The organism is Endozoicomonas sp. Z74 (assembly GCF_057680865.1).
The window spans coordinates 22,884-49,141 of sequence record NZ_JBLYZI010000021.1 but is presented as its reverse complement, the minus strand read 5'-3'; the positions used below and the strand labels follow the sequence as shown (position 1 = coordinate 49,141).

22 protein-coding genes are annotated in these 26,258 nt (G+C 53.6%); 10 read left to right on the top strand and 12 right to left on the bottom strand.

Translation table 11 applies throughout. The features are described 5' to 3' along the window. Nucleotides 1–179: 179 nt before the first annotated feature. From ACNRUY_RS08515 to putP, 6 genes are all read right to left on the bottom strand, one after another. Entirely contained in the window at nt 180–341 is a 162-nt protein-coding gene (locus ACNRUY_RS08515) for a hypothetical protein (RefSeq protein ID WP_488111227.1), read from the bottom strand. A gap of 177 nt (nt 342–518) precedes the next feature. Then, nucleotides 519–851 carry a hypothetical protein gene (locus ACNRUY_RS08510; RefSeq protein ID WP_488111226.1) on the bottom strand — a complete coding sequence of 111 codons (333 nt, stop codon included), beginning with the start codon at nt 849–851 and terminating at the stop codon, nt 519–521. Then, nucleotides 848–1,093 carry a helix-turn-helix domain-containing protein gene (locus ACNRUY_RS08505; RefSeq protein WP_488111225.1) on the bottom strand — a complete coding sequence of 82 codons (246 nt, stop codon included), beginning with the start codon at nt 1,091–1,093 and terminating at the stop codon, nt 848–850. The genes ACNRUY_RS08510 and ACNRUY_RS08505 overlap by 4 nt, the downstream gene beginning before the upstream one ends. A 75-nt stretch (nt 1,094–1,168) precedes the next feature. Then, on the bottom strand, nt 1,169–1,765 hold the full coding sequence (locus tag ACNRUY_RS08500) for a hypothetical protein (RefSeq protein ID WP_488111224.1): 597 nt from the start codon (nt 1,763–1,765) through the stop codon (nt 1,169–1,171). Then, nucleotides 1,762–2,949 carry a site-specific integrase gene (locus ACNRUY_RS08495; protein WP_488111223.1) on the bottom strand — a complete coding sequence of 396 codons (1,188 nt, stop codon included), beginning with the start codon at nt 2,947–2,949 and terminating at the stop codon, nt 1,762–1,764. The genes ACNRUY_RS08500 and ACNRUY_RS08495 overlap by 4 nt, the downstream gene beginning before the upstream one ends. Before the next feature lie 287 nt (nt 2,950–3,236). Further along, nucleotides 3,237–4,727 (bottom strand): sodium/proline symporter PutP, encoded by a 1,491-nt coding sequence (putP, locus tag ACNRUY_RS08490; RefSeq protein ID WP_488111222.1) that lies wholly within the window; start codon nt 4,725–4,727, stop codon nt 3,237–3,239. 235 nt (nt 4,728–4,962) lie between these two features. Between putP and ACNRUY_RS08485 the strand changes: the two genes are divergently transcribed. Next, nucleotides 4,963–6,732 carry a zeta toxin family protein gene (locus ACNRUY_RS08485; RefSeq protein ID WP_488111221.1) on the top strand — a complete coding sequence of 590 codons (1,770 nt, stop codon included), beginning with the start codon at nt 4,963–4,965 and terminating at the stop codon, nt 6,730–6,732. A gap of 36 nt (nt 6,733–6,768) precedes the next feature. Here ACNRUY_RS08485 and putA read toward each other — a convergent pair whose 3' ends face one another. Both putA and ACNRUY_RS08475 read right to left on the bottom strand, forming a co-directional pair. Beyond that, nucleotides 6,769–9,942: a bifunctional proline dehydrogenase/L-glutamate gamma-semialdehyde dehydrogenase PutA gene (gene putA / locus ACNRUY_RS08480; RefSeq protein ID WP_488111220.1), complete on the bottom strand. Its 3,174-nt coding sequence runs from the start codon at nt 9,940–9,942 to the stop codon at nt 6,769–6,771. Nucleotides 9,943–10,177: 235 nt separating this feature from the next. Next, entirely contained in the window at nt 10,178–11,245 is a 1,068-nt protein-coding gene (locus tag ACNRUY_RS08475; protein WP_488111219.1) for a PLP-dependent cysteine synthase family protein, read from the bottom strand. Nucleotides 11,246–11,532: 287 nt separating this feature from the next. Between ACNRUY_RS08475 and ACNRUY_RS08470 the strand changes: the two genes are divergently transcribed. Further along, nucleotides 11,533–12,693: a tRNA nucleotidyltransferase/poly(A) polymerase-related protein gene (locus ACNRUY_RS08470; RefSeq protein WP_488111218.1), complete on the top strand. Its 1,161-nt coding sequence runs from the start codon at nt 11,533–11,535 to the stop codon at nt 12,691–12,693. A gap of 315 nt (nt 12,694–13,008) precedes the next feature. After that, nucleotides 13,009–15,564 carry a glycoside hydrolase family 3 C-terminal domain-containing protein gene (locus ACNRUY_RS08465; protein ID WP_488111217.1) on the top strand — a complete coding sequence of 852 codons (2,556 nt, stop codon included), beginning with the start codon at nt 13,009–13,011 and terminating at the stop codon, nt 15,562–15,564. 51 nt (nt 15,565–15,615) lie between these two features. Here ACNRUY_RS08465 and ACNRUY_RS08460 read toward each other — a convergent pair whose 3' ends face one another. Genes ACNRUY_RS08460 through tsaD form a run of 4 tightly spaced genes read right to left on the bottom strand, consistent with a single transcriptional unit; the run spans nt 15,616 to nt 18,505 of the window. Further along, nucleotides 15,616–16,002 carry a 2-amino-4-hydroxy-6-hydroxymethyldihydropteridine diphosphokinase gene (locus ACNRUY_RS08460; RefSeq protein ID WP_488111216.1) on the bottom strand — a complete coding sequence of 129 codons (387 nt, stop codon included), beginning with the start codon at nt 16,000–16,002 and terminating at the stop codon, nt 15,616–15,618. Between the two features lie 35 nt (nt 16,003–16,037). Then, nucleotides 16,038–16,445, bottom strand: a complete 408-nt coding sequence (gene folB, locus ACNRUY_RS08455) for a dihydroneopterin aldolase (RefSeq protein WP_488111215.1) — start codon at nt 16,443–16,445, stop codon at nt 16,038–16,040. Next, nucleotides 16,442–17,398, bottom strand: a complete 957-nt coding sequence (locus tag ACNRUY_RS08450; protein ID WP_488111214.1) for a M23 family metallopeptidase — start codon at nt 17,396–17,398, stop codon at nt 16,442–16,444. Before ACNRUY_RS08450 ends, folB begins: the two co-directional genes overlap by 4 nt. A 60-nt stretch (nt 17,399–17,458) precedes the next feature. Beyond that, nucleotides 17,459–18,505, bottom strand: a complete 1,047-nt coding sequence (tsaD, locus tag ACNRUY_RS08445) for a tRNA (adenosine(37)-N6)-threonylcarbamoyltransferase complex transferase subunit TsaD (RefSeq protein WP_488111257.1) — start codon at nt 18,503–18,505, stop codon at nt 17,459–17,461. Between the two features lie 514 nt (nt 18,506–19,019). On the opposite strand from tsaD, the gene rpsU reads away from it, so the two are divergent. The 7 genes from rpsU to ACNRUY_RS08410 all read left to right on the top strand — a co-directional run bounded on the left by rpsU (nt 19,020) and on the right by ACNRUY_RS08410 (nt 26,252). Then, a complete protein-coding gene (gene rpsU, locus ACNRUY_RS08440) occupies nt 19,020–19,235 on the top strand; it encodes a 30S ribosomal protein S21 (protein ID WP_020582360.1) in 216 nt (71 codons plus the stop codon). Nucleotides 19,236–19,462: 227 nt separating this feature from the next. Further along, entirely contained in the window at nt 19,463–19,912 is a 450-nt protein-coding gene (locus ACNRUY_RS08435) for a GatB/YqeY domain-containing protein (protein ID WP_488111213.1), read from the top strand. Between the two features lie 138 nt (nt 19,913–20,050). Continuing rightward, nucleotides 20,051–22,051, top strand: a complete 2,001-nt coding sequence (dnaG, locus tag ACNRUY_RS08430; protein ID WP_488111212.1) for a DNA primase — start codon at nt 20,051–20,053, stop codon at nt 22,049–22,051. Between the two features lie 255 nt (nt 22,052–22,306). Further along, entirely contained in the window at nt 22,307–24,139 is a 1,833-nt protein-coding gene (rpoD, locus tag ACNRUY_RS08425) for an RNA polymerase sigma factor RpoD (protein ID WP_488111211.1), read from the top strand. Between the two features lie 149 nt (nt 24,140–24,288). Then, on the top strand, nt 24,289–24,675 hold the full coding sequence (locus tag ACNRUY_RS08420) for a hypothetical protein (RefSeq protein WP_488111210.1): 387 nt from the start codon (nt 24,289–24,291) through the stop codon (nt 24,673–24,675). After that, nucleotides 24,665–25,321, top strand: coding sequence for a CDP-alcohol phosphatidyltransferase family protein (locus ACNRUY_RS08415; protein ID WP_488111209.1), 657 nt, complete (start codon nt 24,665–24,667; stop codon nt 25,319–25,321). The genes ACNRUY_RS08420 and ACNRUY_RS08415 overlap by 11 nt, the downstream gene beginning before the upstream one ends. Further along, nucleotides 25,311–26,252, top strand: a complete 942-nt coding sequence (locus ACNRUY_RS08410; protein ID WP_488111208.1) for a phosphatidate cytidylyltransferase — start codon at nt 25,311–25,313, stop codon at nt 26,250–26,252. Before ACNRUY_RS08415 ends, ACNRUY_RS08410 begins: the two co-directional genes overlap by 11 nt. The last annotated feature ends 6 nt before the right edge of the window (nt 26,253–26,258 follow it).

Below are 26,258 nucleotides of genomic sequence, written 5' to 3'. Positions count from 1 at the left end.
GCCCTTCAAAGACTGGTTTGGATACCGCGCCGGCCAGTTCTGAAAGCTGGCGGGGTGATAGGGTGCTTACGTCAATCAAGCGCATTGTGTATACTTCCGGGGTCATTACTGACTTCCTCGTTTGTGGTGACTGCCTGCCCGATCTGGTCGCCAAACTCTGGTCGGGTGGGTTCACTCCGTTATTTAAGCTTCAAGCTTTCCTGTCCATGCTCCGCTATATAGCGCTTCACGAACTCCCTGATAACCTGTGCAGCGTGCCTGTCATTCTCATAACAAGCCTTCTGGAAGGCCGCCCTGAGTTCTTCAGGCATTCGCACGGCAAGCATTACATCCTTCGACATAAATTCCCCTGTATGTGTTACGGCGTGAAAACTTTAAGTTAACTATGCGTTATACACAAACAAAGGATTTCTATCAGGATTAGACCATCCATAGCCTGAAGCTATTAACACCACAAAAAAAAGAAGTCAGTTGTCTAAATAGGTGCGCCCAAATCTGGACGCGTCTATATGGCTGGATTAATGGACTGTTCCCTGATCGCCCATCAGGTCGTCATAACAGCCTTCTATAGCGTTCTCGAAACCGTCAAGGTGTGCCAGTGCCCCAGCGGTAGCGAATAGCAGAGCCGACGTTATCAGCGGGTTAATGTTCATTGCCTTCACCATGTCGTCATGGCCGATAATTTCTTTCAGAACCGCGCTAGCAAAAGCGGTTGCATCAGCCTCTACGCCTACCTGTCCATCATCGTCTACATATGCAAGCCCCAATTCCTGAAGCTTTGTCGTAACCCTCCGACAGAAGTCGTTAAATGTGATTTCTCGCTTCTCTGGAAACTGAATAACCTGGCTCATTGTGCTGCCTCTGCTTCTGCATTGGTGGTAAATGTCGGTTGACGTTCAAGCCATAGACGCAGGTCGCTTACCTTGTAACGGACTGACCGACCGATCCTGAAAAATGGGGGTGCTGGTACCCCTCGAAGCTTTCCGTCTACTCTGGATTTATGCAGATCGCCTTCTGCCACATGAAGCTTAAAGGCTGCCTCACTGGTGCTGACAGACAGTCTGGGGATGGTGGTTGGATTGGTGCTTGTCATGCTGCCCCCTGTGGTGTGTGCTGGTGTGAGGGCTATTGTGGCGGGGTGTTTTGGTGGTGTCTGGGAGTTTAACGGCTACTTATGGGAGTCCCAAAACTCACTTAGTTTCTTTCTTGCTCTATCGCTTGATAATCCTGTCTGAGTGGTTTTTGATTTTAGTTCTAGTAGCAAGTCCTGTATTCCATTACAGCTGGGTCTTCCATTGCGCCATTGAAGCTCGTTGTCGTGTGCTATTCGCTCCATCATTAGCTTAACCAGGTTCGGAGGTATCGCCTGGCTATCCTCTTCTGGCTGCTCTATATCAGACCTTTTTACCCTAACGTCATCAACGCTTACGTCTGTCCCATCCCAGTAAGCGGGGACATCAAAAGACATGATGCAAGAAGAGTCGATGTGATAATACGAGCCTTCAGCCTTGTATACTTCATAAACGGCATCAGGGATTAGCTCGTAGTGGCCACCAATGGTGTCATACTCAACAGTGCCGCACGCTTCAGGATTGCATGGCTGGTAAGGATTGCATGGCCTTGTAGGGCAGTCAGGTATTGCTTCTCTGGGGATATAAATAAAAGCCCCGATCCTTTCTTCTAAAATCGCCTGAACTATGTCGTCAACACACGCGCCAGAAAGCGACGACGCTCTCAGAATAGAAACATATTCCGATTTGATCATATCCCCGCCACCGCCTGCTTCTTCAGTTCATCGTTGGTATGCAGGTATCTGGCCGTAACGTCCAGTGATGAATGCCCCATCAGGTTCTTGATTGTCACAAGGTCAACCCTGTTGTGTGCGAGCCTGGTGCCGAACGTGTGGCGAAACCAGTGCCAGCTCAACCCGGCTATGCCAGCCTTATCTCCGATCCTGGCGACAACCTTATTCAGCCCGTCTTTGTCGAACATCCTACCGGTAACAGGTGAAGGAAATACAAGATCAGTTGGGCAAGTCTTTTTTATCCATGCCGATAGCATTGTATGGGCTGTGTCGTTCAGTGGTATTCGTCTTGTCTGGCCAGACTTGGCGGCTGAACCTCTAACAGTGATGATCCGGTTGTCCAGGTCAACGTCAGAAACCTTTAATTTGTATATCTCACCTCTTCTCAGCCCCGTTTTAATGGCAAGCATTACCATAGCCTTTATATAAGCCTTCTGAGGCTCTACAAGAGGCCTTTGCTCTGACCTATCCAACCGTACTACCTTGCCCTCAAAGTCTCCGCTATGGGCTTCTATGGCGGCCATTAGTCTTGATTCTGCGTCTTCAGATAGGTATTTGTAGGCTTGGTTCTTGTCTATCTTTAGTTGCTTCACGTCGGACATAGGGTGACGGTCTATCAGACCAGCCTTTAAAGCCTTTGTCAGTACTCCGCGTAATGACTCAAGGTAGCGATTGGCTCCCGATGGTTTTCCAGGGTAGGCACGCTTCCACTTCTCCAGGCTGATAGCTGTAATACTGCTCATGGGTTTATCAAGGTAATCAGCAAACTGGAGTTCAACGTTGTATATGACTGTCTTGGCTGTCTTCTCTGGTGTTACTTCCTTGTATCCACCATGAAGGAATGCTCTCAATGTGCTCTGCTTCTGGCGCTCAATAGCGACCTTTCTGGCTTGCTTCTCTGCCTGTGGGTCAATGCCCTTAACTATCCGGCCTCTAAGCTCTATGGCCTGCTTACGGGCTTCTGCTGTGGTTATATCGCCCCACTTGCCTATGGATAGAGTTTTGCTTTGTCCATCTGCTTTGTACTTCAGGTAGAAAAACTTTCCGGTACCTCTGGCCAGTACGTAAAGGCCAGATATTGAACCGTCTGACAGCCTGCCAGACTCCAGCTTTTTTACAGCCGTATCGGTTAGGTTCTTACTCATGGTCACTACTCCGGTACCCCCGTGGTACCCCCTGTAAACAGAAACGGGAAACCATAGGGCTAATACACAAATATCGGTTATCACCTACAAAAGCCCCGTATATCAAGGGCTTCAGGCATTAATTATATTATGTCGTGTAGTGTACCGTAGTGCTGAAAAGATGGGAAATCTACATTCGTAATGAGAAGGTCGGGGGTTCGACTCCTCTTACCGGCACCACCGTCGTTTCATAGAACGTTCCCATACACAAGCATGGGAACGAGTAGTTTCAGCTAGCTGGAGTCCGTTCACGCCAAAGCCTGGCGCACCTCCTCAAACTCCGCTGAAATGGCTTCATCAGGGCTTGAAGAGATCAGGCTGACCACAACGATAACGATGGAGGCAAACAGCATACCGGGCACAATTTCATACAGTTCAAAAATACCGCCGGTCATTTGCTTCCAAACCACCACGGTAACGCCGCCCACAATAATGCCCGCCAAAGCGCCATTACGGTTCATCCGCTTCCAGAACAGGCTGAACATCAGAGCCGGTCCAAATGCCGCTCCGAAGCCCGCCCAGGCATAAGACACCAATCCCAGTACAGAACTGTCCGGCGTCATGGCCAGAAACATCGCCGCCAGGGCGATCACCACCACGGAAATTCGCCCGACCATCATCACTTCTGACGAGCTGGCATCTTTGCAGAACACTGCCTTATACAAGTCTTCAGCCAGGGCCGACGATGAAACCAGCAACTGGGAATCTGCGGTACTCATGATGGCTGCCAGGATCGCAGCCAGCAGGATACCAGCCACCACCGGATGGAACATGGCGTTCACCAGCACCATGAAAATGGTTTCCCCATCACCAAGGGCAACATTCTGGCCACTGATGTACAGCAGACCCACCAACCCCGCCATAATGGCACCCGCCATGGAAAGACCACTCCAGGTCACCGCAATCCGTCTTGCTGTAGGCACATCGGACTCAGAGCGAATACCGGCAAAACGAGCCAGAATATGGGGCTGCCCAAAGTACCCCAGTCCCCAGGCCGCCAGAGAAACAATGGCAATCCAGCTCAGGGCCTGGCCGTTGGCATCGGTCCAGGGGTCAAGTAACTCGGGATTAATGGCCCCCAGCTGATCCATGAGCGAAGCATCCGCAGGCGCTCCCTGCAAAGCAATAACGGGTACCACCACCAGCGCCGCCGCCATTAACAGCCCCTGAACCAGATCCGTCCAGGACACCGCCAGGAAACCACCAAACAGGGTATAGGAAATAATGCATAAAGCTCCGGCCATCACCGCCCATGAATAGTCCAGGCCAAAGACCGTTTCAAACAACTTGCCACCGGCCACCAGGCCAGAGCTGGTGTAGAAAAGGAAAAACAGCAGAATAAAAAAGGCCGACACCACCTGCAGCATCCGGGAATTATCCCGAAACCGGTTGGTAAAAAATTCCGGCAGGGTCAACGCATTACCCGCCTTGACGCTATAAACTCTCAGGCGTCGCGCCATCAGCAACCAGTTCAGCCAGGTGCCCACTAACAAGCCACCGGCCAGCCAGAATGCTTCAAAACCGGCAGCAAAAGCGTACCCGGGAAGCCCCAGTAACAGCCAGCCACTCATATCAGAAGCGCCGGCACTGAGGGCTGCAGGCCAGGGGCCCAGTGCCCGCCCTCCCAGAAAATAGTCTTCTGATCCGCCAGTGCGCTTCCAGGCTGAATACCCGATCAATAACAGAATCACCAGGTAGGCCCCAAAGGTGCCAATAATGGCAACGGAGTTTTCCATCATAATCATTCCCCTTCCTATTCTTGTTTTTCTACAGCCTCCCTTCCCTGGAAGGCTGAACGGCAATGGATCAAAAATTGTTATTGCACACGGCTGATACCCACAGTAAACCAGAAAGCCCGGCCTGGAAAGCCTTCCCCCCTATCCAGTCAGGCTGCTAGCCGTTGAATAACCTTTCTACTGGCCGATAAACCGCTCAACCCCCTACCGAATTGTCACCACCCCAGTGGAGAGAGGATTGGAACCGACTGACCGGCCAGGCCGTCCTGCACACACGACTCCACAACCGAAGGATGAAAAGAAACCTGTCCGGCCAAAAGCGGCAGGGAAAACACGTCCGCCCGCCGCCCCTTCTCCGGAAAGCGACAAACCACTGCTCCATACCCGTAAAGCAGGCAAAGTATCTTCCAGCAAGCCACCCCTCAAACAAGAAGGCAGTACCCACCTGCCCTCTCCAGAACACAACAGGGCCACTCTGGAGTCCATGGCCTGTGCAGTGCTGTCAGAAACGGCTTTACCTGGGGCCAGTGACCATTTTGATACAGGGGCATTCCTCTTTGAGGCTGGTGCTCGGGAAATCCATCAAATTGATCAAATGTCAGAGCAATTGCTCAGGCAATACCGTCCGGAGCAACTCCTTTCCCTGCTCACACAACTGAAAAACCTGGACCATGGAGAACCGGGAAAACCACGCAAAGCGCTGAAACACAGTTTTTTTATCCGAACCGCCCTGCTGCAGGCCAGTGAGAAAAGCGGCGCAGGCCTGACTTCCTGGGAGGTGTACACTCACCCAGCTCCACAAACCGGGATGTCCAATGGGGCTTTCTGGAAATGGCTGGAAAAGCCGGACAGCTGGATTCCGGAAGCCCAGTCCATGGCCAGGAAGTACACGGAAGTAACGTATATCAAAGCGATGGAACAGATGAAAGCCGATACCACTCACCAGGTGGTCGCCTACAAGGGAGGGTTTGGTGCCGGAAAAACCAGTCACATTGAAGCCACTTATCAGACGGCTGAAGGCCAGGGGGCGGTGACGGACAGTATTATCAGCTCAGACAATGCGAAAAAAGCACTGAGAAAATCCTCCACCCTCTCCCACCATGCGGTACATAAACAAGCATCCAATATGGCTTTCAACCTGCTGGACGGAATGATCAAGGGGCGACTGTCCGGCACTATTATCTTCGACTCAGCGCTGTCAGATGCTGACGATGTCTTAAGCCTGATGAAAAAAGCAGAAGCCGCTGGACGCTCTCTGAAAGTGGTGGATATCACCCGCAACGACACTGCCAGAGCGCTGGCGGTTCTGGCCAGGTCAGTGGCGGGAGAAGCCCCCAGAATGCCCGCAAAAACCTTCCTGAACAGCGCTGAAAGGGATCGACAGGGGCGCCCTGATTGCATGAATCGGATTCTTGAAAGCCAACCTGCAGGAGACCTCTCTCACACCTATGAACTCTACTGCTGCAATGAGCTCGGAAGTGACCGGCAACGTATTGCCACCCTGAAGTCGGACCATCAGCTGGAGTGGAACCCTGCGCTTACGGCGGCGGAAATCAACCAGCGTCTGGCTAACGAAGGGATACGATTCAACCCGTCATCAGGAACCTTTGAATCCATACCCAGTTACAAGCCCTGGTCGAAAAGAATGGCGGAGCGGCTGATGAAACCGGTTGGCATGCTGTTGGAATTACTGACCAATGATGTGAAACAGCCGTTGAGAGAACAATTCATACAACGAACCATTCACACCCGCCCCCAGAAAGACTACCCGAAAACGGCAGAGGAACTGTATCAGGCGCTCTCTCCGGAGATTCAAAAAGCCCTGACCCCCACTGCCTTCGAACAGGCCTTTGACCTTCTGAATGAAAACAGCCAGAAAAGATTGGAAGAGGCATTCTGGAAATCCATCCATACCCAAAAGCCACTCACCTACCTTGATCTCCCCGCCCTGTTTGCCCTTGAGATTAATCAGCAGCTTCTGGCTACGCCCCCCGCCTGGAAGGCGTAACCTTACTTCCTTCGGGAAAAACCTGCTCCCGGGCAATCACCCATTCCCCAACGACAGCAAAGTGGCATTGCCGCCGACAGCCGTCGTATTGACAGTGATGGTTCGCTCAGTGGCAAACCGGGTCAGGTAGTTGGGGCCTCCCGCTTTTGGCCCTGTGCCGGACAGGCCCTGGCCACCGAAGGGCTGCACGCCGACCACAGCACCGATCTGGTTCCGGTTGATATAAACATTACCCGCTTTTACCCGCTCCTGAATGAACTGAGCCGTCACTTCATTACGGCTGTGAACCCCCAGGGTCAGGCCATAGCCGGTGTTGTTGATCTGGTCGATAACGGCTTCCAGCTCATCAGCCCGGTAACGAATCACATGGAGAATCGGGCCAAACTGTTCCTTCTCCAGTACACCGATATGATCAATTTCAAAGGCTACCGGCGCAACAAAATAGCCATCACGACAGGCTCCGGATAACTCACACTCCGCCAGCAACTTTCCTTCCTGTTTCATGCGCTGAATATGAGCCTGCAGGCCGGAACGGGCTTTTTCATCAACCACAGGCCCGAGATCCGTTTTATGCAAACTGGGATCACCAACGAACAGCTCAGCCATGGCCCCTTCAAGCAACTCCAGCACCCGCCCGGCAATATCCTCCTGAAGATAGAGCACCCTGAGTGCAGAGCAGCGCTGGCCAGCACTGCCAAAGGCGGACATCACTACATCCCGAACCACCTGTTCCGGCAACGCCGTGGAGTCCACAATCATGGCGTTCTGCCCACCGGTCTCGGCAATCAGCGGCACTATGGCTCCAGACCTGCTGGCCAGGGCCTGATTGATCACCCGGGCCGTTTCGGTAGAGCCGGTAAACGCCACTCCGGCAATCCGGGAGTCCAACAGCAGCCGGTTGCCAATTTCCGAACCGCTGCCCGGCAGCAACTGAATCGCACCGGCAGGAATTCCTGCCTCCAGCATTAACTCAACCGCCCTGGCGGCAATCAGGCTGGTCTGTTCTGCCGGTTTGGCAATCACCGTATTCCCGGCTGCCAGTGCTGCGGAAACCTGCCCAAGGAAAATGGCCAGGGGAAAGTTCCAGGGACTGATGCAGAGAAACACCCCACGACCGGACAGCCAGAGTTCATTGGACTCTCCGGTAGGGCCAGGCATCACCAGTGGCCGGGAAAAACGTTCCCGGGCCTGCCCCGCATAATAACGGCAGAAGTCCACCGCTTCCCGAACCTCATCAATAGCGTCATGGAGGGTTTTCCCCGCCTCACGATGACACAGGGCTACCAGTTCTTCCCGATGTGTTTCCAGCAAGTCCGCCAGGGACTCCAGCCCTTTGGCCCGCACTTCCACGGCAGTGCTGTTCCAGGAGACAAATGCGGAAGTCGCCACTGCCAAAGCCTGCTCGATTTCCGGTTCACCGGCCCAGTGCAGACTGCCAGCGGTTTCACTGGCCTGATAGGGACAGACCACTTCAAACACCCTGTCTGTGGCCACCTGCTGGCCATTAATCACCGGCCCTTTGTGCCAGCTGCGCCCCATAAAGCCCTTTACTTTTGCATGGAAGGCCTGCCACTGGCAGTCAATATCCAGGTTGATCCCTGATGAGTTTTTTCGACCACCCCCAAAGATGGAAGGGGGAAGGGGGATCCGGTCATTCCCCAGGCTACTGTGCCCCTCAAGGATCTCTGCCGGGTGATGAACCAGGTCCGCCACCGGTGTCCTGGCATCCACCAGCCGGTGAACAAAGGAAGAGTTGGCCCCATTTTCCAGCAGCCGCCGAACCAGGTAGGGCAGCAGGTCTTTGTGACTGCCCACGGGGGCATAGATCCGGACCGTTTGCTGCTCTTTTTCCAGTACCCGGTTGTACAGAGCATCCCCCATGCCATGGAGTCTCTGGAATTCATAGTCTTCCCGCCCTTCCTGCTCTGCCATGATCAACACGCTGGCCACAGTATGGGCATTGTGGCTGGCAAACTGGGGGTAAATTTTCCCCTGCCCACCCTGCCCCAGCAGAAAACGGGCGCAGATCAAATAAGCGACGTCGGTAGCTTCTTTCCGGGTATAGACGGGATAACCTTCCAGCCCCTGCTGCTGGCAGAGCTTGATCTCACTGTCCCAATAGGCGCCTTTCACCAGTCGCACAGGAATGAGGTCACCCTGTTCCCGGGCCAGAGCTGACAACCAGCACAACGTCGGCAACGCCCGTTTGCCATAGGCCTGGACCACCAGCCCAAAGCCTCCCCAACCCTGGCAGTCGGGATGGCGGTAGAGCTTCTCAAACACCTCCAGAAACAGCTCATGGCGGTCCTGCTCTTCCGCATCCATGGTAACGGCCACATTACCTTCACGGGCCTCCCGAATCAGCTCCAGAACCGAAGGCACCAGTTCCTTCATAACCCGCTTCTTCTGGGCCGTTTCATAGCGGGGATGCAATGCGGACAGTTTGATTGAAATACCGGGCCGGGTACCGTTCCCGGGATCGGGCTCAGCGGCCACCGACCGGATTGCCTCAAGATATTCCTGGTGGTATTTCCGGGCATCCGACCCGGTTAATGCAGACTCCCCCAGCATGTCAAAGGAGTAGGTATAGCCTTTTTCCCGGGGCTTCTGGCCGTTTTTCAGGGCTTCCTCAATGGTTCGGCCCAGTACAAAGTGGCGCCCCATGACTTTCATGGCCTGATTCACGGCCTGTCGGATCACGGGCTCCCCCAGACGATTCACCAGCCGCCCGATAATCCCGCTGGAAGAGCCATCCTCGCTGGCATCCAGGGAGACCACCTTGCCCGTCAGCAGCAACCCCCAGGTCGAAGCATTGACCAGCAGTGAGTCACTCTGACTCAGGTGCTTTTTCCAGTCAGCAACGCTGAGCTTGTCCCGGATCAGAGCATCCGCAGTCTTCGCATCCGGTATTCTCATCAGGGCCTCGGCCAGGCACATCAGCAGAATCCCCTCCCGGGTATCCAGGCTGTACTGCAACAGCAAAGCGTCAATCATATGAATGGCATTGTCACTGGCCCGCACCGCCTCAATCAGGGAGGATGCACGACTGGCAATAACAGGATACTGGGCGGAGTCCGGTTCCATAATCTCAAGCAGCTGTTGCAGCCACGGGTTTTCATCGACAGCATAGTGTGGGGAAATGTGCTGCCAGAGCGCCTCAGGGCTCTGGCTGACAAAGGCGGGAGTGAATGCATCAATGGCCTGGAACATGCCCGTCTCCTTATTCCGGAAACCAGGCGGGCTGGCCCTCCTGTTTCCTGTTTTTGTTCTTACAACAACCGCTATCTGTTGCATCAGATAGCGGCAAAAGAATGTCCATCTCGACAGAATAGAATGAACGGGTCAGTCTTTTCCGTCGCGCAGCAGAATTCTATCATTGAATTACAAAGTTGACCGCAACCCAACACCTTTGTCGTTTGCATAGAGCCGATTGCTCTCGAGCGCCTCAATAAGTTAGAACCCCTGTTCTACTCAGCTCGGCCAGTTTTTCCTGCCATTGAGCCACATTCCCCACCTGAGCCTCAATCCAGTCCGGGTTGTAGCAGGTATCCAGGTAGCGCTCACCGCTGTCACACAGCAGCGTCACCACCGAACCGGTTTCTCCCCGGCTTTTCATTCCCGAGGCAATTTGCAGGGCACCGTAAAGATTGGTACCGGTGCTCGGCCCGGCCTTTCTGCCAAGAATGGTTTCCAGCCAATGGATGGTTGCAATCGCTGCCGCATCGGGAATACGACGCATTTCATCAATGACTCCGGGGATAAACGAGGGCTCCACCCTTGGCCGGCCGATGCCCTCGATTCGGGATCCCTGGTCAATGGTCAGGCTGCTGTCACCGCTCTGGTAGTAATCCATAAACACCGAGTGATCCGGATCCACCACACACAGTTTGCAGTTCAATTTCTGATAGCGGATATAGCGACCAATCGTGGCGGAGGTGCCCCCTGTTCCGGGGCTCATCACCACCCAGCTGGGCACCGGGTGAGGCTCAGCCCTCATCTGGCGGAAAATGGAATCGGCAATATTATTGTTGCCCCGCCAGTCCGTGGCCCGCTCAGCATAGGTGAACTGATCCATATAATGACCGTTCAACTCTTTAGCCAGGCGGTGGGACTCCGCATAGATCTCACTGGAGCAATTCACCAGGTGGCACTGGCCGCCGTAAAATTCAATCTGCCGGATTTTTCGGACCGAAGTGGATCTTGGCATTACCGCGATAAACGGCAGGCCCAGCAGCCGGGCAAAATAGGCCTCAGACACCGCGGTACTGCCAGAAGAGGACTCAATAATCGTGGTTCCCTTGTTCACCCAGCCATTGCAGAGCGCATAGAGAAACAGGGAGCGTGCCAGGCGATGCTTCAGACTTCCGGTTGGATGGGTGCTCTCATCCTTAAGGTAAACATCAACCCCCGCCAGGGAGGGCAGATCCAGCTTGATCAAATGGGTATCCGCACTGCGCTGAAAATCCGCTTCGATCTTGCCAACGGCCTCATTGACCCACTCATGGCATCTCATGATGTTCTCCCCGACTTCTGACCTGTTTCTGAACCCTGACACCTAAAACCGGTTGCGCTCAGGGGTGACTGTTGATTTATAAAAAGTACGACAGTATCAATCAGCCATAGTGTATGACGTTTGCCGAAGAAAAGTATTTCATTTCAACCTCCAATACCGGCGGCTGAAGAAATAATTTTTCATACCCATACAAAAATTAGAAAATCATTCCTGCAGCCTTGGCCTGGAATTTCTTATACCCTATGAAAACAGCCACCCTGGCGATACATCAGGACAATTAATCTTTTATGAACATCTATCTGGTCGGCGGTGCAGTCCGGGACAAGCTGCTGGGGCTCCCGGTAAAAGACCGGGACTGGGTGGTAACAGGAACCACCCCTCAGGCCATGAAACAACAAGGCTATCAGCCCGTAGGCCGGGATTTTCCAGTGTTTCTTCACCCACAGACCAAAGAAGAATATGCCCTGGCCCGTACCGAACGAAAATCCGGTCATGGCTACAGCGGGTTTACTTTCCACGCCTCAGAGGAGGTCACCCTGGAAGAGGATTTAATGAGGCGTGACCTGACCATCAATGCCATGGCTGAAGACGAACAGGGGCAGATCATTGACCCCTACGGTGGCCAGCAGGACCTGGCCAGTAAAACCCTTCGCCACGTGTCCACTGCCTTTATGGAAGACCCACTTCGCATTCTGAGAGTGGCCCGCTTTGCAGCCAGGCTCCATCACCTGGGGTTTGTCATTGCCGATGAAACCCTTGGACTGATGTCCGATATTGTCGCCAGCGGGGAAGCCTCCTACCTGGTCGCCGAAAGGGTATGGCAGGAAACCCTGAGAGCATTGATGGAACCGTCACCCCAGATCTATTTCAAGACCCTGGAGCAATGCGGCGCATTGAACGTCATCATGCCGGAAATCCAGGCCTTCCAGACCAATGGAACCCCATACCGGACTTTGGAGAAAACAGCCGCAGCCAGAGCCAGAAGCACCCTCCGGTTTGCCAGCCTGTTTTCTTCGCTCTCTTCTTCACTGCATGGCCCAGGCTCTGAACCTGAAACCGCGGAAACCCTTGTCCGAACCATGACCGCCAGGATGCGTCTGCCCAACGAGTTTTCAGAAATTGCCCTGTTGACCGTGCAACAGCTTTCGTCTGCTCTTGAAGTGTTGCCTGCCCCCACGGCAGAAAGCGTCATGACGCTGTTTGAGAACACCGATGCATTCCGCCGCCCGGAACGGTTTGCTGATTTCATCGAGGGCGTAAAGCTGTGCCATGACCTACTGTCCAGCTCATCGGTCAATCAGGCACTTTCGTGGTTGCAGGCATGCCGGGCCATTCATGCCCGGACACTGGTTAAACAGGGGCTTAAGGGAAAAGCGGTGGGTGAGCAGTTGCGAAAGCTTCGGGTGGATGCTCTGGCAGCCCTGATTGCAAACAAACCCTCAGGCTGACTCCAGAAACGTGATCTGACTCAATGAGAGAGGGCGCCGCCGAATTTATAATGATAGTTTGTTCATTATGATAAATTGCTCTGCCTCGCGCCTCTGACTTCTATCATCAGTGACAGCCCAGAACCCACCCAGAAATCCCCAAGGCTCAAATCGCTGGAGATATAACGTGCCTCTGAGCCTGCCCCAAACCAACGTCTACTGACAAGACTTAAAGACCACGGATTCGCTTTGCTAAAAAAACTATTCTCTCTGGCAGCTGCTCTTTCAATCAGCAGCTCGGTTTTCAGCAGCTACGCTATCGCAGAAAACACGACAGTGCCCGACATCCCTTTTTTTGATCATACCCTTCCGATAGAACAGCGCCTGGATGACATTTCCAAACGGCTGACTCCTGCTGAGAAAGGCCGTATGATTTCCCTGTTCAATCCTGGAGTACCTCGATACGGTCTGAAGTCTTTTACCCCCGGAGAAGCTCTACATGGTTTGACGTCTAAAAACGCGACCACTGTTTTTCCACAGTCTATCGGCCTCGCCGCCACCTGGTCCCCACAAGGCGTTCAACGCATGGGGGAAGCAATTTCTGACGAAGCCCGAGCACAATACCACAACGACCCTGAGGGTTACTGGGATAACCGGGGCATGCCTGGACAGCGTGGACCACTCATGTTCTGGTCACCGGTTGTCAATGTAGCCCGCGACCCTCGCTGGGGGCGAACCCAGGAGGGCTATGGTGAAGACCCGCTGATCAATGGCACGATGGCTACAGCGTTTGTAAAAGGGCTGCAGGGAGATCATCCCGTTTATCTTAAAACAGCGGCGGGAGCTAAACACTTCATTGCAAACAATGAAGAACATAATCGCTTCTCGGGTAATGCTGACATTTCCGAGAAGCAGTTACGAGAATTTTACTTCCCGGCCTACAAGCAAGTGGTCCAGGAAGGCAATGCCAGTATTATCATGACGGCTTACAATGCCCTTAACGGCGAACCCGCGGTCACCAATACATGGCTGGTTCGTGATGTCCTGCGCAATGAATGGGGTTTTAAGGGCCTTGTCATGGCGGATTATGGCTCGGTTCTGCTGCTGACCAAAGGCTACGGCCAAAGCGGTATGGAGGGGCACGCTCTCTACAATAATTCGAGAGGATCCACTGCGGCAGTCATGAATGCAGAAACACTGGACATGGACAACACAGTGGCGTTTCGACGGGAGCTGATGCAAGCCATAAAGACAGGAGCGGTTCCCCAGAAGCAGCTGGACAGGGCATTTCGCAATGTCATGCGCATCGGTTTAAAACTGGGCATGTTTGACCCGGAAGAGTTGTCGCCCTGGAAAGACCTGCCTTTTGACACCCTGGCCAGCTTTAAAGGCCTGGCACTGGAGCTGGCAGAAAAATCGATGGTCTTACTTCAAAATGAGCCAGTCCATGGCAAACCTCTTTTGCCACTGGATAAATCCAGCCTGAAGCGGGTTGCCGTCATAGGCCCCAATGCGGAACGATTGAATTACGGCACATATTCTGGAACAGCAACCCACCCTGTAACCCCCTTACAGGGCATCAGAGACTATTTAGGGGATGAGGTGGACATCATGTACGTGCCCTGGAAAGGCGCCGGTGACAACTTCACTCCTATCGCCATGGATAATATCACCCTACTGGACGACCATGGCATGGGGGTGTGGAAGACAGAGTTTTACAGCAACTCACAGGGGCTCGGTGAACCGGTCACCACTGGTAAAGCACTGCATATCGATGATTCCTGGAAAGAGGATATGCCTCACGAATCCCTTAAAGGCGTCCCCTATGCGGTGCGCTACACAACCACACTTATCCCTCCCCAGGAAGGTCGCTACACGCTCCGCGTAAAACACAAAGGCAGCAGTATCGTGCTGCGTGTCAATGATGTGGTCAAGATGGGTTCGCACGCCCGCAATTACCAGCAGACTCATGAAGTCGAGTTCTACTTCAAGGCCAATCAAACCTATACGCTGGAATTGTTGTCCGGGCGCCCTCGTCATTCTAAAGAACATGAACTGGCATTTGACTGGAAGCTGCCTCAGGAAGAGAGCAGCTTTAAAGGGGACGAATTGAACATTGCCAGGCAAGCGGATGCAGTGATTGCCATTATGGGCTTGTCCACTGACTATGAACGTGAGTCTGTCGACCGTTCCGCCCCCGGCCTGCCGTCCGTGCAAACGGACATGTTGAAACAGGTTGTGAAAGCCAATCCAAACACCGTCGTAGTCTTACAGTCTGGTTCCTCGATTGAAAGCCCCTGGCTGAAAAACAACATTCCAGCCATTCTTCACGCCTGGTACCCTGGTGAACGAGGCGGTGAAGCAATTGCCAATACACTGTTTGGTGACAATAACCCAGGCGGCAAGCTGCCCATAACCTTTGTAAAAAGCTGGGATGACCTGCCTCCATTTAACGATTATGACATCACCAAAGGTCGTACCTATCGATATTTCGATAAAGTTCCCCTATGGAGCTTTGGATATGGTTTGAGCTACACCCGGTTTGATTTTAATCGTCTGAACCTGGACTCCAGATCGCTGACAAAAGGCCAGGCCATTCAGCTGTCCGTTACGCTCACCAATACCGGAGATCGCCAGGGGGACGAAGTCGTACAGGTCTACGTTAAGGACATGTTTGATCGGGCGGATAAACCCATACAGCGACTGATGGCTTTTGAGCGTGTCTCTCTTCCTGCCGGAGAAAGCAAGACCGTCCAACTATCCATTAATGTCGCTGACCTGGCCTACTGGAATGAGCAGGCAAAAGACTGGAGCCTGGGTGATCGTTATGAAATTCGTGTCGGAAATAGCTCAGACAATATCCTGCTGTCCGAAACCATTACTATAAAATGAATACCAGGCTGCACTGACAACCTGGGAAGTTGGGGGGCAGTGCCCTGGCTTTCAAGATCTCTGCAGCAACTCAGCCATCAGAGGACGAAACCAGGGCTCATGAACAACATCAAGGTTCACCGGGCCGGTTTCGCCTCCCTCTGGATGATCCTGAACCAGCAGAATATCCAGATCTGCACGGCATAGCAGCTGGCTTCGATCCCTGCCCAGGGTTTTCTCAACCTGCTTGCACCATTGAGCCAGTTCTTCCGGAAGGATCTGTGACTCAAAACAGGCAACGGCGTTCATATAGTCTGGCGCATCGACACCATGAGCCGGGGTCTGCACCAGCTGACTGACCCTGACCCCATCAAACCGGCTTTCCAGTGCACGAATCATCCTGCGGCAATTGTCGTCAGCCTCATCATTGGAGCCAATACCAATAAAATACCGGTTCACTGTTCTTTATTCCTGAGAGTTGTTCCTGAGAGTTATTACTGAGAATCACTTCCGAAAAAAGCCGCTTCCATCTGGGCCCGGGTTCTTTCACTCCAGACCGTTGCCATGGCACTGGACAGGGCCTTTGGCTTGCGAATTCTGACCCCGACCCGGTCCACCGGATAGTGCTCCATAACCAGGGCAATAATCCCCCCTGCCAGGGCTTCAAGCAGCTGATAACGGGAGGCTTCGCAGAAATGCCGCACTCTCTGGGTGATGGCATCGTAATCCAGGGCATCCTTCAGATCGTCACTGATAAACGCGCGGGTGAAATCGGTGGTCAACTCAAGGTCCAGCAGCAGCGGTTGTGGCGCTTCATGCTCAAACTCGTACACCCCGATCACCGCCTGGGTCTCAATATCTTCAATTCGAACTTTATCCACAGTGTCCACGTTTTCTCTCACTTTTGCTTCCAGAACGGGCCATTATCAACAAACTGCAAACCATTCACCAGATGGCCATTCACCACGACATCCCAGTGCAAGTGGGGGGCAGTGGATCTTCCCGTACTCCCCGAGAGGCCGACAATATAACCCTGACGGACTCTGTCTCCCACTTTTACCAGAATGTCCGACAGGTGCCCATACTGGGTAAAAACCCCCAGACCATGGTCAACCACAACCGCATTACCCAGTAAATACAGCTCACCGGCAAACACAACCTGACCGTCATTGGCCACCGGAATCCGGGTGCCTGTCCAGGCACGAAAATCCGTACCCAGATGGTGAGCAGGCAGCACACCGTTGAACACCCGCTCATTGCCATAACGGCTGGTTATTTTAGAGTCCAGCGGGCGACGGAATGGCTGGCTGAACAGGGGCATTTGCGCTGTTTGCTCATACAGCTGGCCCAGCATCCGTTTCTCTTTCTCCACCCTGAGGCGGTTCTCCGGTGTCAATACCACACGACGGGGATCGACGGTAAGCGCTTCCCGGGGATAGTCCAGGTCCTGAATCCGAATGCGAAAAGCAATAAACCCCACGCCCTGTTGATTTGTGACAAAACAGGACTGCTCCATGGGAGTGGAAAAATAACTGGCCGCAAAAAAAGCCTTCAGCCACGGGTCCCGCCACTGAAAGGGAATGGGCCTGCCCTCACAATAAAGCTCCCTGGGGACAAAGTGAGGGCTTCCGGAAAGATCGGCTTCCAGTTTGACAGCTTCCCCCCGGTTCACCCTGACAACCTGAGTCTTCGCGGATGGCTGAAGACAGGCTTCCTTTTTCATCTCAAGGGCCGCTTGCGAGAGGGCCTCCGCTTTTTCCTCAGAAAGAAGCGGACTTTTCACTGCCGGGGTCAAGCTGCATGCAGACAAAAGAAAGGATAACCCCAGCAGGGTCAGTACAGAAATAACATTCACACTTAAACCCTCATACGGGTAACTACAAAGCGCTTAGTTCAGACCAGTACCCGCCCCGATTCACCCCACCGGCTCAAGGTCCTCCATAGGCCAGCGTGGAACCGGGGCCACTTCCACCCCATCGGCCTGACCTGCAAGAAGTCGCTGACATCCGGCAAAAGCAATCATGGCACCATTATCGGTGCAAAACTCTGGACGGGCATACCTCAGGGTGGCCCCCTCCCGGGCCACCATTTCCTCAAGGGAGGCTCGCAACGACCGGTTAGCACTGACGCCACCGGCGATCACCAGCTGCTTCATACCGGTCTGTTGCAACGCCCGACGGCACTTGATGGTCAATGTGGCCACCACTGCCTCTTCAAAGGCCCTGGCAATATCCGCTCGATCCTGGGCGGAAAGCTCACCATTGTTCTCTTTCCGACACTCTTTCTTACATTGCGCCACCGTATTGAGCGTGAAGGTTTTCAGGCCACTGAAACTGAAGTCAAGGCCAGGACGGTCGGTCATAGGCCGGGGAAAGCGAAACCGCCCCGAAGCACCCTCCTGGGCCAGCCTGGCAATCGCCGGTCCCCCAGGATAATCAAGCCCCAGCATGGCCGCCACTTTATCAAAAGCCTCCCCGGCGGCATCGTCCACAGATTCTCCCAGCAGACGATAACGCCCAATGCCATCCACCTGCACCAGCTGGGTATGGCCGCCGGAAACCAGCAGAGCCACAAACGGGAAAGCAGGAGGAATCTCTTCCAGCATGGGGGCCAGAAGATGACCTTCCATATGATGAACCCCCACTGAGGGCACTCCCCAGGCCCAGGCCAAAGCCTTGCCGACACAGGCCCCCACCATCAGTGCCCCCACCAGCCCGGGGCCACGGGTATAAGCCACGGCTTCAATCTGCTGTTTCTCCAGGCCCGCCTTATCCAGCACTTCACGGATCAGCGGCAACACTCTCTGGATATGATCCCTGGAGGCCAGCTCTGGCACTACACCACCGTAGTCCGTGTGCATCTCGATCTGGCTGTAGAGGGCATCGGCAAGCAGCCCTTTGTCACTGTCAAAAAGAGCGATGCCGGTTTCATCGCAGGAAGTTTCTATCCCGAGCACTATCATGTTGGAGACCTGTTGCAGGTTGTCTTTTCCGTTGAGCCTTCCATAAACCGCTTTTCTCTCAGGAAAACAACCGGTTCGATGACGCTGAACACTCAATATCTCACTGTTTTACCACGATAAAACCCATGGCAAACGCCCCCCGAAACCTGAAAGCGGCTCACCACTATGAGCCCATTCCGCGGGGCTTCGGATAATAACCGAAGGCTGTGAATTTTGCATTTTCCTTCAATAGGCTTTAAAATTCGCGCCCTTGAAAATACGCGACTAATCTGTCTTCTCAAGAGACGTTCTGGTGGCTTTTTGGTGCAGAAAACCCGTTTTAAACGGGTCTCATTGTCCATAAAGCGATCAGCACCGATTTCTGAGTGGCTTTTTACGCGTTTCCCTGCAGCATCGGCTGTAAACCAGCCATGGGGCAAGCGTGCACTTTTTGTTCACTTGAGCCATCCCGGTTCAACCAGAAAGTTCATGCCCATGGTCAACAAACTGTTATATAAAGGAAGGTGATCTCTGCATGCCTGCTGTTAAAGTTAAAGAGAATGAACCGTTTGACGTAGCCCTGCGCCGTTTCAAGCGCTCCTGTGAAAAAGCTGGTATCCTGGCTGAAGTGCGTCGTCGTGAGCACTATGAAAAGCCTACCACTGTTCGCAAGCGCAAGGCCGCTGCTGCTGTTAAGCGTCATCTTAAAAAACTGCAGCGTGAGCAGCGTCGTCGTGAGCGTCTGTATTGATCGTTGACACCGTCAACCTTCAATCGACAGATTTGCTGATCGACTGACCCATGCAAGAGCATTGATAGCGGACCGCTCGCGGTTCGCTAACAGAAACAGATGCCCACAGAAAAGATGTCTTTAGAAAAGAGCCTTCAGCTCTAGAAAAAGGGAGCTTCAGCCCTCATTGATACAATGACCAGACTGATGATCTCAATCTTTTCTGAAAAAAGGAGAGGAGCAAGCCAATGAGTGATTGCAACGTCAGGGATCAACTGACAGAAGCCATGAAGGAATCCATGCGCAATCGCGACAAGCCTCGTCTGGGTACCATCAGACTGGCTCTGGCCGAGCTCAAGCGTGTCGAAGTCGATGAGAAATCTCTGGACGATAATCGTGCCCTGGCGATTCTCGACAAAATGGCCAAGCAACGTCGCGACGCCATTGAACAGTTCGAGTCCGCCGGGCGCACGGATCTTGCCGACCAGGAAAAACTGGAGCTAGGCATCCTCGCCGAGTTTCTACCGGAACAACTCTCAGAGCAAGCCATCACCGAACTGGTTGACCAGGCTATTGCCAACAGTGACGCCAAAGGCATGGGCGACATGGGCAAAGTTATGGGCATTGTCAAACCCCAGGCACAGGGCCGGGCAGACATGTCTGCCATCAGCAAAATAGTGAAAGCCAGACTGAGCTGACACCTTCCCTTTACGGGTGATAAGATTCTTATCAACCCCGGCGGGCGTTTCTCCAATAGCGACCACTCGCCGACACAGGTCATAAACCTTCTACAAACTTCAGGCTGTCTTTCAGGCCAGGAGCACTAGCACCCAATTATGGCTGGACGGATTCCCCAATACTTTATTGACGACCTGCTTTCACGGATCGACATCGTGGACATTGTCGACAGCCGGGTGAAACTGAAAAAAACCGGTCGCAACTATTCCGCCTGCTGCCCGTTTCACAAGGAAAAAACACCTTCCTTTACCGTCAGCCCTGACAAACAGTTTTATTACTGCTTCGGCTGTGGCGCCAGTGGCAACGCTCTGGGCTTTGTCATGGATCACGACCACCTGGAATTCCCGGAAGCCGTTGACACCCTGGCAGGACAGCTGGGACTCGACATTCCCAGGGAAGAAAACAGCCGAAAACAGCGAGGCCCTGACCACAGCGAACTGTTCGACCTGTTAAGCCAGGCCGTCCAGTTCTATACCGACCAGCTGCAGCAGCACAGCCAATCCACCAGGGCCACCCGGTATTTAAAACAGCGAGGCCTGGACAGGAAGACCTGCCAGGCATTTGGCATCGGCTTTGCGCCACCGGGCTGGGATAACCTGAAATCCGCACTGGCCACCTCCCCAGAAAAAGAGAAACAGCTGATCGCAACCGGCATGCTGGTTGAAAATGAAGACCGAAACCGGGTCTATGACCGCTTCCGGGACCGGATTATATTCCCCATCCGGGACAGCCGGGGCCGCTATATTGCCTTTGGCGGCAGAGTCCTTGGGGATGAAAAGCCAAAATACCTGAACTCACCAGAGTCACCGGTTTTCCATAAGGGAAGAGAGCTCTACGGCCTTTACGAAGCCCGCCAGGCCAATCGCAAACTGGATCGCATTCTTGTGGTTGAAGGCTATATGGATGTAGTGGCGCTCACCCAGCAGGGGATCACCAACTCAGTGGCCACCCTGGGCACCGCAACCACCTCGGACCATATGCAGAAGCTATTCAAGCTGGTGCCGGAAGTGGTGTTCTGCTTTGATGGGGATGACGCCGGACGCCGGGGCGCCTGGCGGGCCCTGGAGTCAACATTGCCCAACATGGAAGATGGCCGCCAGGCACGATTCCTGTTTCTCCCCCAGGGCGAAGACCCCGACAGCATGGTGCGTTCGGAAGGCTCCGCTCAATTCCAGGAGCGCATCCGGAGCCAGGCACTGAGCCTCGACAACCTGTTATTCCGGGAACTGAAAGAGGGGCTGGATCTTGGCACCATGGATGGCCGGGCACGACTGGCAAAGCTGGCACAACCCTACCTGAAAAAACTGCCCGAAGGTCTGTTCCACCAGCTGATGCTGAAAAAACTGTCGGACCTGACCGGACTGGATCAACACTATCTGGAAGCCCATTTCGAGGAGAGCACACCGCCTCCCTCCAGACCGGCCCCACAAAACGAGGCGCCCGGACAGTTATCGGCCCCACACCCGCACCTGGAGCCCACTCCGGAATATCCGCCGATGCCGGACGAGGAATTCTCACCAGAGTCTTACTATCAACCCGACCCCGGTCAGAGTCAGATTGAACACCAGAGCAGAGGCCACTTTTCTGAGCAGCGGACTTATGCACCCTCCAGGCAGCCCTTTCGACAACCATCTCGACAGTCGGCCCGACTGGCCAGCGCCGGCTACGCAATACGTCAGCTGTTGTGCAACCCGGAATTTGCCCGTGAGGTCACCGACCCTCTTGAGTCACTGACACTGGAAAACGACAGCGACAGCCTGCTTTTGATTGAGCTTCTGAAAACCCTTCAACACACTCCCGGCCTGAGCCCAGGAGCCCTGATCGCCCAGTGGTACGGCACCGATAAAGGGATACGTCTGCAGGCACTGGCTGAAATGGACCATGGTACATCTGAGCACCGGCAGGAGTTTCTGGACACCCTGGACAATATACGCCGCAAAGCCAATGAAGCCCGGGAAAACAACCGGCTCAAACTCATCACCCAGAACATGAAAAACAAAAAGCCCGAACAACTGGACCAGGACACCCTGGCGGAATACCGCAAGTATTTCCAGCAGCTTCAGCAGCGCCACGCAGTAAGGGATTCAGAAAAAAAATAACTGCACAACAAAAATTATTAGGTATACTTGAATTTCACTGTGTCCGGTGGAACTGCATTATTGGCCACCTATTCAATTCAAACCCGGTCTGAAAACACCAAGGAAGGGTAACCCGCGTCATGGAATGCATCCTGGTGCCTCGCCCAATTGAAGTCAGGGCTTTTGCTTAGTGGTGCTCTACCCGTTTTATACGCTATAATCGCCTGCTTACGTTTTTTTGTCCGGTTCGTCACCATCCGCTGTTAAAGGGTTGATATGTCAGCAAATTCGCAACAACAATCCAGGCTAAAAGAGCTTATCGCCCGTGGTAAGGAGCAGGGCTACCTGACTTACGCCGAGGTCAATGACCACCTTCCGGAAGACATCTCTGACCCGGATCAGGTGGAAGATATTATCCGCATGATCAACGACATGGGTATCAGTGTCTACGAGACGGCACCTGATGCAGATACCCTGTTAATGGCTGAAGCCGATACCGATGAGGCTGCAGCGGAAGAAGCTGCTGCGGCCCTCGCGGCTGTTGAGCAGGAAGCAGGGCGCACTACCGATCCTGTCCGGATGTACATGCGTGAAATGGGGACCGTAGAGCTCCTCACCCGGGAAGGCGAAATCCAGATTGCCAAGCGCATCGAAGAAGGCTGGCGTGAAGTCATGTCGGCACTGGCGCACTTCCCCGGTTCTGCCCAGATTGTTCTGGATGAATACGATCGTATTGTTGAAGAAGAAGGTCGTCTCACGGATGTGATCAGCGGCTACATCGACCCGGATGATGAAGGCGCGATAGCCCCTCCGGCTGAAGTCAATCTGGAAGACGAACTTCCAGACGACGATACAGACGACGCCGATGATGATGACGACGAAGATGAAAATGACGGTGGCCTGGACCCAGAGGAAGCCAAAGAGCGATTTGGCCAGCTCCGGGTCGCCCTGGAAAACGCCAACAAAGTGATTAAGGCCCACGGCCGGGGCAGCAAAGAGTCCAAAGAAGCACTCATTGAGCTGGCCGAGGCTTTCATGCCTCTCAAGCTCATCCCCCGTATGTTTGACATGCTGGTGTTCCGAATCCGCAACTCTGTAGAGCGCATTCGTAATAACGAAAGAGCGGTCATGCAGCTGTGCGTTCGTAAGTCCAAAATGCCCCGCAAGATTTTCCTGAAAACCTTCCCGGGTAACGAAGTCAACCTGGGCTGGGTGGAAGAGCAGGCCGCAGGCAGTGCAGGCTACGGGGAAGCCATGCAGGGCTACCGGGAAGAAATTGTCCGCGCCCAGAAAAAACTCGCCAACATTGAAAAAGAGTTTGACCTGACCCTGGTCCAGATAAAAGACATCAACCGCAAGATGTCTCTGGGTGAAGCCCGGGCCCGCCGCGCCAAGAAAGAAATGGTTGAGGCCAACCTCCGCCTGGTGATCTCCATTGCCAAGAAGTACACCAACCGGGGGCTTCAGTTCCTTGACCTGATTCAGGAAGGCAACATTGGCCTGATGAAGGCTGTGGACAAGTTCGAATACCGTCGTGGCTACAAGTTCTCCACTTACGCCACCTGGTGGATTCGTCAGGCCATTACCCGCTCCATTGCCGACCAGGCCAGAACCATCCGTATTCCGGTTCATATGATTGAGACCATCAACAAGCTGAACCGGATTTCCAGGCAGATGCTTCAGGAAATGGGCCGGGAAGCCACTCCGGAAGAGCTGGCTCAGCGCATGGAAATGCCGGAAGACAAAATCAGGAAAGTGCTCAAGATCTCCAAAGAGCCCATCTCCATGGAGACCCCCATTGGAGACGATGAAGACTCCCATCTGGGCGATTTCATTGAAGACGGCGCCATGCAGTCCCCCATTGATCGCGCCACCGGCGAAGGCCTGAAAGAGTCTACCAAAAGCGTACTCTCCGGCCTGACCGCCCGTGAGGCAAAGGTACTGAGGATGCGCTTTGGTATCGACATGAACACTGACCACACCTTGGAAGAGGTGGGCAAGCAGTTTGATGTCACCCGGGAACGTATCCGTCAGATTGAAGCCAAGGCTCTGCGGAAACTGCGTCATCCAACCCGTTCCGATCACCTGCGCAGCTTCCTGGACGAATAAACCGTTCTTCCAAATCCCGTCGGCAGCCTGAAAGGGTTGCCGACAACCTTTCCCTCCCCCCCCCTCCTGAAACCTCTTGCAATAGCAATCAGAATCCTTAAGACTTAACGCCACATTATAAAAACGACAGATTAAGTATGCTCAGGGGATTGAGTCAAAACACTTTCAAAGGGATAAGTGCACTGTCTGCTCTGGCTCTCTGGGGCAGCTGGACGTATCTGGTCAATGGGGACGCTCCACTGCCCGTTCGCCTGTCGGCCAGCCTCAGCCAGGGCATTGCCAGCTTTATAATTACATTGCTCCTGGTAACCCTGGTGGAGCGATTATCCCCCCTGTTCAACTCCTATCGGGCAAGACTGATAATGCCATGCCTGCTGACTGTTTCAGCAACAGCTTCAGGGTTAACGGTCATGCACCATCAACTGGGCACGCCAAACCTCCTTCTCACGGTAACACCGCCCACTGCCATCGCCCTGCTGTTCTGTCTATATACCAGCCATCGAGTATTACAACAGGAGTTGAACAATGACGCCTGATAAACAGGCTCGAAGGCCTTTGCAGGTTCGCAATGCCAAAGCCGCTCAGTCCATCGCCTGCTGGTTATCGAGCAAGGCCGTCACTCCTAACCAGATCTCCATTGCCAGTGTTGTGTTTGCCGCACTGGGTGCCTTTTGCCTCTTAACGTATTCAAATCAGCTACCTTGGCTGGCACTGCTGTCGGCAGTATTCATCCAGTGTCGACTACTGTGCAATCTGTTTGATGGCATGGTCGCTGTAGAAGGGGGAAAAGGAACAAGCTCCGGAGAGCTATTCAACGACATACCCGACCGAATCGCAGACCCGCTGCTCCTGATTGCCACAGGGTATGCTGCAGGTCACCTTAACTGGGCGATTGAGCTGGGATGGCTGGCCGGCTTACTGGCCGTCATGACCGCTTATGTCCGTACTCTGGCAGCCTCCCTGGGCGCCCCGGTTGAATTTTCAGGCCCCATGGCCAAACAGCACCGAATGGCACTGCTGACCCTGGCCTGTGTCATCACCGGAATCGGATCTCTACCCCAGGCTCTCTTTATCGCTCTGATCATCATCAATCTGGGCTGCCTGATTACCGTCATAAGGCGCAGTGTCAAAGCCTACCGTTTCCTGGAAACCCGACCACAGGAAAAAACAGATGCTGTTTGATATTGCCCCACCTCAATATTCTTTCATTGCCATGCAGGCTGTCCTGGCTCTGTTGATAACAGCCTCTGTCATCTCTTTCCTGATACAACAAACCCGGCCGGGCCAGGATTTTACAGAGCTTAAGCAGCGGATTCGTTCCTGGTGGTGGATGATCGGGATTTTATTTGCAGTATTATTGCTCAGCCATAAGGCAGCTATCGTATTTTTCGCCCTTCTCAGCTTTATTGCCCTGCGAGAATTTCTTTCGATTGTCTCTACCCGCCAGGCTGACCGACGCATTGTCATGCTGGCTTACCTGACGATCCCGTTTCAATTTTTATGGGTCGCAGTGGACTGGTATGGAATGTTTATTATCTTCATTCCTGTGTATGTCTTTCTCTGCCTGCCGGCGGGAATGGTCGCTATTGGTGAAACCCGAGGATTTATCCGGGCCGCCGGGATTTTGCACTGGGGGGTCATGCTGACGATTTTCTGTCTCAGTCATATTGCTTACCTTCTGGTGCTTCCCACCACCAATATCCAGGCTGGAAGCATCGGGCTGGTTTTATACCTTCTCTTTCTCACCCAACTGAACGACGTTTGCCAGTACATCTGTGGAAAACTGTTTGGCAGAAACCCCATTATTCCCAAAGTCAGCCCCAATAAAACAACGGAAGGCCTTCTGGGCGGCCTGATTGCTGTCATGGTGCTTGCCAGCCTTCTAGCGCCATGGCTGACCCCTCTTAATTATTTTCAGGGACTGATCGCCGGAGCTTTGATTGGAGTCAGCGGATTCATTGGCGACGTGGTAATTTCCGCGGTTAAACGCGACCTTCAAATAAAGGACACCGGCCAACTTATCCCCGGCCACGGGGGCATTCTGGACCGTCTGGATAGCTTAATTTACACCGCGCCACTGTTCTTTCATTATCTCTACTACTTGAAGTTTTAATGATGA